Here is a 13,508-nt window from a genome sequence, read left to right as displayed (position 1 = left end):
ACCATGAAAGTATCTAGTGTTTACAGGGAATTCCTGAGGAATTCATCTGATTTAGTGACCCTATTTTTACTAAAAAAGATAGAAAAAAATTAGGGTCACTAATAGGGTCACTGTCCTTTGATATTATATGTGTTTTTTGACACAATATAAAAAACAAAAAAGCCTTTAAATACTAGTATTTAAAGGCTTTTGACTTTTAAAGTTTCTTTTGAAACTTCATCTGGCGGAGAAAGAGGGATTCGAACCCCCGGACCTGTTACAGTCAACAGTTTTCAAGACTGCCGCATTCGACCGCTCTGCCATTTCTCCAGTATGTTGCTATCATTTTGTGATTGCGAGTGCAAATATAAGAGGTTTATTTAGATAAAAAAACATATTTAGATAAAAAAAATCAGCTATTTTTTTATAGCTGATTTAAATGATTTATTTTGTGTGAGTTAAAAGTTTTTTATTTTTCACAACACAATTTAATAATGTAAATATTCGGTAATTTCTAAGCCGTAACCAATCATTCCGACTCTTTTTCCTTGCTCAGAATTAGATATTAAACGAATTTTAGAAATATCAATATCATGCAATATTTGAGCACCAATACCGTAATCTTTAGTATCAATTACTACTTTTGGAGCTTTCATTGTTCCTTCAGCTTGTAATGTTTTTAATTCGCTAATACGATTTAATAAGTTTACTGCCGACATATCCTGATTGATGAATATAACTGCTCCACGACCATTTTCGTTGATTATTTTAAACATATCGTCTAATTGCTGATCAACATTATTAGTCAAAGTTCCTAATAAATCGTTATTTACCTGAGAAGAGTGAATTCGGGTTAAAATGGCTTCTCCTGAATTCCATGTTCCTTTTGTTAAAGCAATATGGATTTGTTTGTTTGTGATTTGCTCGTAAGCTCTTAAACGAAAAGTTCCAAAACGGGTATTGATATCAAAATCTTCTTTCTTTACCACAATACTGTCATGTTGCATTCTGTAAGCAACAAGCGCTTCGATAGAAACTATTTTGATGTCAAATTTTTTAGCAATTTTATACAATTCAGGTAAGCGAGCCATGGAACCATCTTCGTTCATTACTTCGACAATGACACCTGCTGGTTTAAAACCTGCTAATCTGGCGAAATCAATTGCTGCTTCAGTATGTCCGGTTCTTCTTAAAACACCACCTTCTTTAGCAATTAAAGGAAAAATATGTCCAGGTCTGGCTAAGTCATGCGGTTTTGTAGCAGGATCAGTTAGAGCATAAACCGTCTCGGCTCTGTCAGAAGCTGAAATACCTGTTGTAACTCCTTTTCCTCTCAGGTCGACAGAAACGGTAAAGGCAGTTTCCATAGGATCTGTATTGTTACTAACCATAACATTCAGTCCTAATTCTTTACAGCGGCTTTCAGTAAGAGGAGCACAAATTAATCCGCGCCCGTGAGTAGCCATGAAGTTAATCATTTCAGGAGTTGCTTTTTCGGCAGCTGCTAAAAAATCACCTTCGTTTTCTCTGTTTTCATCATCAACAACTAAGATTACTTTTCCCTGACGGATATCTTCAATTGCTTCTTCAATTGTATTAAGTACTATTTTATCTGTGACCATTGTCGGCTATTTTTTTCTTGTTAGCGGTAATTTTTTGTATTAGTTTTTGTATTGGAGCCAGAATTACGTCCATATTGATTAATCCAATATCATTTGTGGCTCTGTATGTCAATAATATGGCTAGTGGTGTAAGTACAATTGAGGACATCCATGCACCTAGAAACGGTGTAATTCCGTTTTCCTGAGCAAATCTTTTTCCAAAAGTATTAATAAAGTGAAAAGTAATAAATATTAATACTGCAAATATAATTGGTAATCCGAGTCCTCCTTTTCGAATAATGGCTCCAAGCGGTGCTCCAATAAAGAACATCATAAAACAGGCGTAAGCAATTACAAACTTATCATATAAGGCTAATAAATGGCCGTTAATGTTCTTTTGTTTGGCTTTCAAATTAGTGCTGCTTCCGTCAATACTGTAACCAATACTACTAAGATTATTGCTGGCTGTTTTTAATATTTCTGATTTTTTATTTTTGTCAAATAAAGATAAAATATCAGAAGGAAGTGGTTTTCTTTTTTTTATCAATTCTTTATCGGCAACCTCATTAAAAGTTTTGTTTTCGATAATGGTTCTTAAATTGATGTTTTCTGAATAAGAATCGATTTCAGTTTTGTAATTATTATTTAACGAATCTATGGTGTAATTCAATTCATTTACAGTTAACATATTGTTCGAATTGGTTACTTTTTCTTCATCAACATCAGTGTTGTTAAGTTGTGATAAATCAATATTTATGGTGTATTTTTTGAACGAACTTTTAGCAAATGGAAACTTTTTTCGGTCGTTGTAATTTTTAGGCGTGATGTCTTCGTAATAATTACCGTTATTTAAAACAAGTTGTAAAATACTCGATTGTTCGCTGCTTATTAACTCTCCATTTTTAGCTTTGATAACCGTTTTGCTTCCGTCACTATTAACTGCTTTTTTGTGAATAGTAATTCCGTCTAGTTTATTTCCGTTTTCGCCCGACTTTTTATTGACTTTAATATTGTAGAATCCTACATCGCTAAATTGTCCTTCGGTAATTGCCATTGCGGGTTTTAATTGCGCAATGTTTTTTCGAAAATTGATAAACTTATATTCGGCAAAAGGAATCACGTTATTGGCAAAAAAGAAAGCTACAATACTCAATACTACTATAAACAAAGTAAGGCTTCGCATGGCTCTTTGCAAAGAAATTCCAGAAGATTTCATTGCTGCAAACTCATAATTTTCGGCAAGATTACCAAAAGTCATAATCGAAGCAAGCAAGATAGATAATGGAAGTACCAGCGGAATAATTCGAGGCATTGAAAAAAGTAAAAACTTAATAATTAATCCAATATCTAAATCTTTTCCTGCTAACTCAGCAATAAAAAGCCAGATGGTTTGAAGTATGAATATAAAAAACAAGATTACAAATACCGTAGCAAATGTAATCAGGAATGTTTTTAATAAGTATTTGTCGAGAATTTTCACGTAACGAATTAATCTAATTTATTGATGTAGTAATTTGGATATTTACTAGCTACAAAGGTAAATTGATTTTTTGACAAAGGCTGATTGGTTTTAAAAGAATTAACGGTTAAAGTAGTTTTTGTTCCTTTTTTTCCAGTTTCAATCAGGTTGTAAATGTGTTTAGTTTGTACATCAATACCTAACAATATTTCTTTTCTTTGATCTTTAGAACTTGTAGGGATTAATTTAATGTATTGTATTTTTCGACCTCTGACATTTTGCAAAATATCCATCGAATATTTGTAACCACTATTAAAGAAAGTTAGCATTTTTGATGGTGTAATTGCATTGTCGTCTTTTTCGTTTACGCTCGAAATATTTACTTCTTCATCTTCAGGAACAATGGTATAGGTTTTTTTTCCGTCAAAAATTTTAGTCATTCCCATAAAATTCAATACATATTGATTACCTTTTAGGGTAACATTTCCTTTACTGTCCTGATTGATGTTTTCTTTAGAATTGTTTAGCGAATATTTAAAATCGATTACAATATTATCATAGCTTTTCACCTTAGCAGTCACCTGATCTAAAAGCGCTTTTGCTTTTTTGTCCTGTGCTTGTGTTGAAAAACAAATTAGTAAGATAAATGTAATTTGGATAATCTTTTTCATTGTATTAATTATTTTCATTATTAAAAAACTGATCAAGAGCGTGCATGTCCAGAATGTTTACACTACGGGCTTTACTTCCTTCAAAAGGACCTACAATACCTGCAGCTTCTAACTGATCAATTAATCGGCCGGCTCTGTTATAGCCTAATTTTAGTTTTCTTTGTAATAAAGATGCCGAACCTTGTTGTGCATTAACGATAATTTCAGCAGCTTCTCTAAACAGCGTATCTCTTTCAGAAATATCAATATCAAGATTGATGCCATTTTCTTCGCCTATAAATTCAGGTAATAAATAAGCCGTTGGATATGCTTTTTGAGAACCTACAAAATCAACTATTTTTTCTACTTCAGGAGTGTCGACAAACGCACATTGTACACGTACAACATCATTTCCATTCGAATACAATAAATCTCCACGACCTATTAATTGATCGGCACCCTGTGTGTCAAGAATAGTTCTGGAATCGATTTTTGACGAAACTCTAAAGGCAATTCTCGCTGGGAAGTTGGCTTTAATTAAACCTGTAATTACGTTTACCGACGGTCTCTGCGTAGCGATAATTAAGTGAATCCCAATAGCTCTGGCAAGTTGTGCTAAGCGGGCAATAGGCATTTCGACTTCTTTGCCGGCTGTCATAATCAAATCGGCAAACTCATCGACAACTAATACAATATAAGGTAAAAATCGGTGTCCGTTTTCAGGATTTAATCTTCTGGCTTTGAATTTTTCGTTGTATTCTTTAATGTTACGAACCATTGCATCTTTTAGTAAGTTGTAACGGTTGTCCATTTCGACGCATAATGAATTCAAAGTATTGACTACTTTGGCATTATCAGTAATAATGGCATCATCAGTATCTGGTAATTTAGCTAAATAATGTCTTTCGATTTTATTAAAAAGTGTCAGCTCGACTTTTTTAGGATCAACCATGACAAACTTAATTTCAGCTGGATGTTTTTTATAAAGTAATGATGTAATTACAGCATTTAATCCAACCGATTTTCCTTGTCCGGTAGCACCAGCCATCAATAAGTGAGGCATTTTGGCTAAATCGACAACAAAAGTTTCGTTTGAAATAGTTTTTCCAAGAGCAATTGGCAGTTCCATTTCGGCTTCCTGAAATTTACCCGAACCAATAACTGATTTCATCGAAACCATAGTAGGATTCTTGTTTGGAACCTCAATACCAATTGTTCCTTTTCCGGGAATAGGAGCGATGATACGAATTCCAAGTGCCGAAAGTGACAGAGCAATATCGTCTTCTAAACTTTTAATTTTTGAAATTCTGATTCCTGCTTCAGGTACAATTTCGTATAAAGTTACGGATGGTCCTACGGTTGCTTTAATTTGAGCAATTTCAATTTTATAATTGCGGAGTGTATCTACAATTCGGTTTTTATTTTCTTCTAATTCCTCCTGATTAATGGTAATTCCTCCGGTTGAATATTCTTTTAATAAATCAATAGTTGGGAATTTATAATTAGATAAATCCAATGTTGGGTCGAATAATCCAAAATCAGCCACTAATCTGGAAGCCAGATTTTCTTCAACAATTTCTTCTTCAGGTGCTGTTTCAATAACAAAATCGTCACTTGCTACCACAGCAACAGGGGCACTTTTTTCCACTACAGGAGATTTAGAAATTGGATTTAAATCAATTTCTGAAGCATGATTAATAGTTGGTTTTAGCGCTTCTTTGTTAATTTCGAACTGAGAAGGCTTAAACTCAGGAATTATTTCTTTTTCAGGTTCAGCTTCTTCTTCGGTTACTGCAAATTCTTCTAAATTGTAAGCACTTGCCGGTTTGGTACTGATATCGTTACTTTCGGTAGGAATAGTTTCTTTTTTGTTACTTTCAAAAAAAGACTGCACCTTTTCAGGAGATAATTTTAGTTTGAAAATAGAATAAACGACAAGTCCAAAGAGAAGTAATAATAAAGTTCCTGTTTTACCAATGTAATCTTGTAGCAGAATATTTAATTCGTAGCCAATAACACCACCAAGTTCAGGTAAAGAAGTGGCAAAAAAGCCAAGTAAAACGGATAAGTTAATCATGACAAACAAATCCCAAAACCAAATGTTTTTTAGTTTTCGGCTTGAAATGCCTAAAATGAGAAAAATTCCAGTTAAAAATAATAAACGGACAAATAGGAAAGAGGCCAGTCCGAAGCCTTTATAGACAATTAAATTAGCCAGGAAAGCACCAAACTTTCCCAGCCAATTTTTTACAGTTTCTGTTCTGTTACCTAATTCGAGAACAGCACTTTGATCTTCTTGTCCGTAAACATAGAAAGAAACAAAAGCAACCAATAAAGCAATAGAAAATAATACTAAAAGACAACCTAAAATTGTTTTATGCTGTTTAGAGATTTCCCATGATTTAAAAACTTTAGGATTAGAATTGTTTTTCGAGTCCAAAGTCTCTTTTTTTGTTGTTTTTGCCATTCTATATAATAAAACTAAACCTCTAAATAAAATGAGGTACGTAAATGATTAAACCAATAATAATTGCTGTAATTGCCGAAAAAAACACAGCACCAGCAGCAATATCTTTTATAAAACCAATTTTTTCATGATAATCCGGATGAATAAAATCGGCTACTTTTTCTATTGCAGTGTTTAGTCCTTCAATACTTAAAACTAAACCGATAGCAAAAATTTGAAAAAGCCATTCTGTCTGAGAAATTCCCACAATAAATCCAGCAATAGTTAACAAAACTCCTAATGAGCTTTGAACCATAATACTGTGTTCTGTAGAAATTAATTTAATTGCTCCTTTTAAAGCATAACTAACGCTTTTTAATCTTCCGGTAACAAAGGTGTTATCTTTTTGAAAAGCCATTAGTACAAATTAAAGCACCGCTAGAGCAGCTTCATAATTTGGTTCGTTAGCAATTTCAGCAACTTGCTCAGTATGTAAAATTGTTCCGTCAGCATCAGCAACAATTATTGCTCTTGAGTGCAATCCGGCTAAAGGACCGTCAACAATTTCTAATCCGTTAGCTTTTCCAAAACTTCCTTCTTGAAAGTCAGATAAATTAACTACATTTTCGATTCCTTCAGCTCCACAAAAACGTTTTTGTGCAAATGGTAAATCTCTTGAAATACATAAAACAGCAGTATTATCTAAATTAGCAGCAGTTTCATTAAATTTTCTAACTGATGCAGCGCAAGTTCCTGTATCGATACTTGGGAATATATTTAAAACTAATTTCTTTCCACTAAAATCGCTTAAAGAAGCAACAGAAAGATCGTTTTTTACTAATTTAAAATCGGCAAGTTTAGAACCTACTTTTGGTAATTCTCCTGCAGTGTTTACTGGATTTCCTCCTAATGTTATTGAAGCCATAATTAATTTTTTTAATGAGGTTCAAAAGTATGAAAATTATTTAAGAATAAGGATTTCTAGTTTAAGATTTTATATTTTAGGAGAAGGATATTAACGCTTTGTTTACTTGGGAAATAGCGTTAAAAACAAAAAAATGCAACTGTAGGAGATGCATTTTGCTGTTCTTTTGATGAAGAATATTATTTATCGATAGAACCTAATACTCTTTTCATAAAAGTATTAAGAGCTTCTTTTTTATCAGTTCCGTTTTGGACTAATTTATGTACTTCAAGAGCGCCGTACATATTCGAAATTAACTCACCAATAACATCTAATTCTTCGTCTTTTAATGAAGAAATCTCAGTCATTGCTTCTAGTACTTCAATAGTTTCGATGATGTAATCCTGATCGTTTTCTTCGATAAACTGAGTTAAGTGTTTTATTACAGGTAGTTTCATATAGTTGTTTATTTGGTTATTTGTTGATATGTTTATTTGAAAGTTAATTTTTAACGATTAACCGAATTAACAAATAACCAAATTATACAATTTCGTTTACTAAATCGATTAAAACTTCTTGTTTATTAGTTTGTGTTTCGCTTACCAATTTTCCGTTTACGAAAGTAGCAAAAGTTGGTAAGTTACTTACGTTAGCTAATTTTCTGGATTCTGGAAAATTTTCAGCATCCACTAATGCAAAAGTGATGGATTCGTTTTCAGTAGCCAGTTTTTTGAATTTTGGTTTCATAATACGGCAGTTTCCACACCATGATGCCGAAAATTGAACTACTACTTTTTCGTTATCAGCAACTAAATTTGCTAATGTATCTTCGTTTAATTCTATTAACATTTTTTTTGAGTTTCTAAGTTACTAAGTTTCTGAGTTGCTAAGTTTTTTATAATTGTTTCGAATCATAATAGCTTAGCAACTTAGAATCTTTTGACTTAATTAATTTAAGTTATAATTTGGAAGATTAGATTTAAGTTTAAAATCTTAGAGACTTAGTAACTTAGAATCTTAGTGACTTCTAAAAATAATTAGTTAGCGCTCAAGTAAGCAGCAGTACTGTTTCTGTCAGCAGACATTGCTTCTTTACCTTCTTCCCAGTTAGCAGGACAAACTTCACCTTTAGTTTGTACGTGAGTGTAAGCATCAACTAAACGTAAATATTCGTTTACGTTACGACCTAATGGCATATCGTTTACGCTTTCGTGGAAAATTTTTCCAGTTTCGTCAACTAAGTAAGTAGCTCTGTAAGTTACATTAGAACCTTCTACTAAGTAAGTATCAGCATCTTCATTGTAAGCACCAGCTTCAGCGTCAAGAATTCCTAAAGCAGCAGATAAATTTCTTGTAGTATCAGCTAAAAGTGGGTAAGTTACACCTTCTATTCCACCGTTGTTTTTTGCTGTGTTTAACCAGGCAAAGTGAACTTCATTAGTATCACAAGAAGCTCCAATTACGATAGTATTTCTTTTTTCAAATTCTGGTAAAGCTGCTTGGAAAGCGTGTAATTCTGTTGGACATACAAAAGTGAAATCTTTTGGGTACCAAAACAAAAGTACTTTTTTGTTATTGTTTACTGCTTCTTCTAAGATGTTGATTTTTAAGTTATCACCCATTTCAGAAATAGCATCTACTGTAATGTTTGGGAATTTTTTTCCTACTAAAGACATAATGTTTATTTTAAAGGTTATTATTTGTTGAGTGCAAAAATAAGTTTAAAAAAAGGTTTATTGTAATAGTAGTTGATTATTAATATTTATTTAATAATAATTTTTAGTTATAATAAAGTGGTTTGGTGATTTAATTTATTGAATATCAATGGAAACAGGCAATTTGCCTACACATTCAGAATTAGACAAAAATTGTTGTGCCGCATTAATTTGAAATTCGTTAAAATCCTGATAAGCCTGAATCAATCTCGAAACTTTACTTAAATTAGGAATTAATGGCAATGCATAAGGATTTCCAAACACGTAAATCAGGCATTTTTTGGTTACCAATAATTTTTCCAATAACTCAAAAACGGCATCATCAATTTCAAATTTATTCAAAGGTTTTGCTTTTGGAACAAATAAGGAAATAATTAGATAATCAAACGATTCTAATTCTTTTTCGAAAGCTAAAATATCTAAATCTATCGTCGATTCAATAGCAAATTGAGGACAATTCAATTCGAACTGAATGTTTTTTGTAAACTCATTATCAGTTGATTTGTATAGGGATAATTGCGCTACTTTTTGTTCCTGATTGGCTTTTTGGATAGTTTCGAAATCAATAGTATCGATCAATTTTGTCAAACTGAATTTGGCAATTTCAGTATTTAAAGTGTTGGCTTTTTCGAAATTTAATTCGGTATTATTTTCTTCAGATTGAAACAGACCAACTTTTTCTTTGCATTTCCAGATTCGTTCAAAACTTTCATTAATACGTTCTTCAGAAGCATTCTCTAAAATATATTGAATTCCTTCAGGAACATTTTCGGCAAAACACAATACATCATTTCCGGCATTAAAAGCTTCCCATTCTAATTGACCTTTTACATCATATAATTTAGAAACGCTGTGCATATTCAAAGCATCAGAAATCACCAAGCCGTCGTAGCCTAATTGCTTTCGTAAAAGATTTTGAATAATATTTTTAGACAAGGTTGCCGAAGTATTTTTTCCTTCATTTAAAGCAGGAACTGCCAAATGTCCAATCATAATCGAATCGACATTATTTTCGATTCCTTTGATAAACGGATACAATTCGTTAGCTAATAATTGCTCTAAATTTTCTTCTAAAATAGGTAATCCTAAATGGGAATCAACATTAGTATTTCCGTGTCCAGGAAAGTGTTTTAAGCAGCCTAAAACATTCACATCACTCATTCCGCGTAAATATTCCAGTGCAAAATCAGCTACTTTTTCTTTGTCTTCGCCAAAAGAACGATAACCAATTACAGGATTGTTTGGATTATTATTTATATCAGCCAAAGGCGCCAAATTATAATGAATTCCCGCCGATTTTAATTCTAATGCAATTTGTTTTCCTACTTCGTAAACTAAGTTTTTTTGATTTTCAGGCAAAGCACCCAAAGTGATTGCATAAGGATATTGCGGTGTTTTTTCGACACGCATAGCAAGTCCCCATTCAGCATCAATACTCATTAAAAGTGGAGTGGAAGCACATTTTTGATAACGAATAATTAATTCTTTTAATCGAAGGTAACTCTCATCGTTAAATTCAATTTTTTTCTTCGATTCGTAATTTGTTGCAGCACTGGCACGACTGTGAAAAAAAGTTAATCCGCCAATGTTGTGTTTTCTAATTAATTCTTCGGTTGCCTGGATATTTTCTTCGCTGTCGTTGATAAATACAGCAGGAAAAAAGAATTGTCCTATTTTTTGTTCGAGTGTCATTGTTTTATGCTTAAATTAGTACTTAGTGCCTAGTTTTTAGTCCTTAGTTTCTGTACTTGGTTTAAATGAATAATTAGTTCGTTAGGCTCAGGACTAGGTACTTAGGACTAATAACTATTCAGTAGTATTCACTTTTTTCCCAAAATCCTTTGGAAATTCCAGAAATCTTGACAAAATTAATCCAGGAATCGTGGCTAAAAATACCCAGATAAAGAAATTTCCATAACCTAAATATTCCTGAATGTATCCGCTAACCATTCCGGGAAGCATCATTCCTAAAGCCATAAAACCGGTAGCAATAGCATAATGGGAAGTTTTAGATTCGCCTTCGGCAACGTAAATTAAATACATCATGAAAGCAGCAAAACCAAATCCGTAACCAAATTGTTCCAAAATCACCACTACATAAATGTAATAAACCGAAGTAGGATGAAAATGGGCTAACAATATAAAACCAATAATAGGCAAGTGCATCGTTAAAATCATAGGCAGCATCCATTTCCCTAAACCGTGTTTAGAAATGGCAATTCCGCCCAGAATTCCACCAACAGTAAGCGCAATTAATCCGAAAGTTCCGTAAATGATTCCTACGTCTTCGGTTTCTAATCCCATTCCGCCAACATTAGTTTTATCGACTAAAAACGGAGTCAGCATTTTTAATAATTGTGATTCTCCTAAACGGAATAAAAGAATAAAAGCTAATATCAATCCTATTTGTTTCTTTTTGAAAAAACTGGCAAAAACAGTAGCAAAATTTTTCTCTTCGGTTTCTCCTGGTTTAATTGGTAATTCAGTTTTTGGCGTAGCAAAATAATTGTAAATAGTTAAAAAAGACATTACTAATCCAACTAAAATCATCGTATACGACCATGCTTTTTGATTGTCACCGTACAAATGCTCTAAATAACCTGCTAACAAAATAATTAATCCGTTTCCAGTTAGCATCGATGCTCTGTAAAAAGTGCTTCGGATTCCTAAAAAGAATGATTGTTGGTCTTTGGTTAATGCCAATAAATAAAACCCGTCACTGGCTACATCATTCGAAGCAGAAGCAAAAGCAGCCACCCAAAAAATAGCAAGACTCATCATGAAAAACTGGTTCGTAGGAATAATAAAACCAACAATTAGAAAGGCTATCGAAATGAATAATTGCATACTCAAAAACCATTTTCTTTTGGTTCCGTGTAAATCAATAAACGGACTCCATAATGGTTTGATTACCCAAGGCAAGTATAATAAACTGGTGTATAGACCAATGTCTTCATTGCTGATTCCAAGGTTTTTGTACATCAATACCGAAACCGAAATGATAATTACATACGGAAATCCCGATGCAAAATTTAATAACGGAATCCAATACCAGGGTGTATTATCTGTTTTCATTTGTCTTTAGGTTTTGGTTGTTTACTTTCAATAAAGTTGCCTGACTTTCGTTTCCAAAATAATCTACGAATGTTAATGCACAGTTATTGTGTTTTTCAAGATATAGTTTTGGAATGCTGATGGCAATACTGTCTTTGGTTTCTTTGAAAGCAATTTTATTAATAATCTGGCTTGGATCATTAACATTGATTAGGTTTTTATTTGTTGTTCCATAAACCATTACATAACGAATTTTACTTTGCATTGGAAAACTCAATGTAATTACCGTATTTTCACCCTGATTATTAATGTTTGTGACATTAGGAGTGTCCTTAACTTCCTGCCTTGAATAAGGAACAACATAAGGTAAGGCCGGATATTGGTATTGATTATCTTTTAATAATTGTGTTACGGCATAATTTTTATTTACAAACCATTTGGCACTATAAAAAGCATTTCCGTTAATGTTACTATAACTACGTGTTAAGTCAATTTGGTTAGAAACTTCGTTAGGATTATACCATTTTTTATCCGAATCATTATTGATTTTATAGATTCCGTTTCCAATATATAGCGCTACATTTTTAGTGTTTTCTGACCACCATTTTGATAATTTACCATAAGAAGCTGTTTTGTGTTCAATACTCCAATACAATTGTGGCAAAAGATAATCAATATAGCGACCTTCCATCCACGCCATTGGATCGGCATATAAATCATCATAATTAGTTTGTCCGGCCTGAGTATCTGAACCTCGTGGATCAACCGATTTATTTCTCCAAACTCCAAATGGGCTGATACCAAATTGCACCCAAGGTTTCAATTTTTTGATAGCCTCATATGTGTTTTTTAAGTAAACATTTACATTATCACGACGCCAGTCTTCCAGACTCATGCCTTTTCCATATTTTCTATACGAAACAATATCGTTAAACTCTTCTCCTTTAATACGGTAAGGATAAAAATAATCATCAAAATGTATAGCATCGATATCATATTTTGTAACTACTTCGTCAACGATATTAATTAAATGCGCTTGAACTTCTGGAAGTCCGGGATTGTAATAGTATTTCCCACCATGTTTAATCATCCATTCCGGATGTTTAATCACATCATGTGTTCTGCTCAATGCAGTAGTATTCATGTCCATTGTAGCCCGGTAAGGATTTAGCCATGCATGAAATTCAAATCCGCGATCGTGAGCCTGTGTAATCATCCAGTCTAAAGGATCATAAAATGGATATGGAGCCAATCCTTGTTTCCCAGTTAAATATTTAGACCAAGGAGCTAGATTTGTAGCATACATAGCATCACCGGCGCTGCGAATTTGCACAATAACTACATTGTAATTTAGTTTTTTATAGGTATCTAGAATTTCAATAAAATCGGCTTTTTGTTTTTCAACCGCATCGGTATTACTTATAGGCCAGTCAATATTGGCAACAGTTGCAATCCAAACAGCTCTGAATTCATTTTTAGGATTAGTAGTTTTATTTTGTGCCTGGCTAAAGCCAAAATTCAATAATAAAACGGCGATAAATAAGCAGATTGGATTTTTGTGATTCATTTAATTGGTATATTTAACAGCTATCAAAAATAGTTTTTTTGGCGAATTTTATAAGATAATTTGGGATTAATTTTCCGCATACTTTTATAGCTGGAAATTCACACTTTTTTGTTTTCACCGCAAATTCGCAAAT

General features: G+C 32.7%; 12 protein-coding genes and 1 tRNA gene. All 13 read right to left on the bottom strand.

The window, feature by feature from the left end; genetic code table 11:
* Positions 1-221: 221 nt before the first annotated feature.
* A tRNA-Ser gene (locus tag FEM21_RS10755) sits at positions 222-309 on the bottom strand.
* 158 nt (positions 310-467) lie between these two features.
* On the bottom strand, positions 468-1,601 hold the full coding sequence (ribB, locus tag FEM21_RS10750; protein ID WP_035660331.1) for a 3,4-dihydroxy-2-butanone-4-phosphate synthase: 1,134 nt from the start codon (positions 1,599-1,601) through the stop codon (positions 468-470).
* On the bottom strand, positions 1,588-3,060 hold the full coding sequence (locus tag FEM21_RS10745; protein WP_035660329.1) for an LptF/LptG family permease: 1,473 nt from the start codon (positions 3,058-3,060) through the stop codon (positions 1,588-1,590). Before FEM21_RS10745 ends, ribB begins: the two co-directional genes overlap by 14 nt.
* An 8-nt stretch (positions 3,061-3,068) precedes the next feature.
* Entirely contained in the window at positions 3,069-3,710 is a 642-nt protein-coding gene (locus FEM21_RS10740) for a LolA family protein (RefSeq protein ID WP_035660388.1), read from the bottom strand.
* Between the two features lie 4 nt (positions 3,711-3,714).
* Entirely contained in the window at positions 3,715-6,156 is a 2,442-nt protein-coding gene (locus FEM21_RS10735) for a DNA translocase FtsK (protein ID WP_035660328.1), read from the bottom strand.
* A gap of 22 nt (positions 6,157-6,178) precedes the next feature.
* A complete protein-coding gene (locus tag FEM21_RS10730) occupies positions 6,179-6,553 on the bottom strand; it encodes a diacylglycerol kinase family protein (RefSeq protein WP_035660326.1) in 375 nt (124 codons plus the stop codon).
* 9 nt (positions 6,554-6,562) lie between these two features.
* Entirely contained in the window at positions 6,563-7,060 is a 498-nt protein-coding gene (tpx, locus tag FEM21_RS10725) for a thiol peroxidase (RefSeq protein WP_035660325.1), read from the bottom strand.
* Positions 7,061-7,239: 179 nt separating this feature from the next.
* Positions 7,240-7,497, bottom strand: coding sequence for a DUF6952 family protein (locus FEM21_RS10720; RefSeq protein WP_035660323.1), 258 nt, complete (start codon positions 7,495-7,497; stop codon positions 7,240-7,242).
* A gap of 82 nt (positions 7,498-7,579) precedes the next feature.
* Positions 7,580-7,888 (bottom strand): thioredoxin family protein, encoded by a 309-nt coding sequence (locus tag FEM21_RS10715; RefSeq protein WP_035660322.1) that lies wholly within the window; start codon positions 7,886-7,888, stop codon positions 7,580-7,582.
* A gap of 188 nt (positions 7,889-8,076) precedes the next feature.
* Positions 8,077-8,715, bottom strand: coding sequence for a peroxiredoxin (locus FEM21_RS10710; RefSeq protein WP_035660318.1), 639 nt, complete (start codon positions 8,713-8,715; stop codon positions 8,077-8,079).
* Between the two features lie 135 nt (positions 8,716-8,850).
* Positions 8,851-10,446, bottom strand: a complete 1,596-nt coding sequence (locus FEM21_RS10705; protein ID WP_035660316.1) for a glycoside hydrolase family 3 protein — start codon at positions 10,444-10,446, stop codon at positions 8,851-8,853.
* A gap of 114 nt (positions 10,447-10,560) precedes the next feature.
* On the bottom strand, positions 10,561-11,829 hold the full coding sequence (locus FEM21_RS10700) for an MFS transporter (RefSeq protein ID WP_035660314.1): 1,269 nt from the start codon (positions 11,827-11,829) through the stop codon (positions 10,561-10,563).
* A complete protein-coding gene (locus FEM21_RS10695; RefSeq protein ID WP_035660312.1) occupies positions 11,816-13,375 on the bottom strand; it encodes a glycoside hydrolase family 10 protein in 1,560 nt (519 codons plus the stop codon). The genes FEM21_RS10700 and FEM21_RS10695 overlap by 14 nt, the downstream gene beginning before the upstream one ends.
* Between the last annotated feature and the right edge of the window lie 133 nt (positions 13,376-13,508).

It is taken from the genome of Flavobacterium seoulense, from assembly GCF_000695795.1.
Taxonomy (GTDB): Bacteria; Bacteroidota; Bacteroidia; order Flavobacteriales; family Flavobacteriaceae; genus Flavobacterium; species Flavobacterium seoulense.
This window is presented reverse-complemented; position numbering and strand designations above follow the sequence as displayed.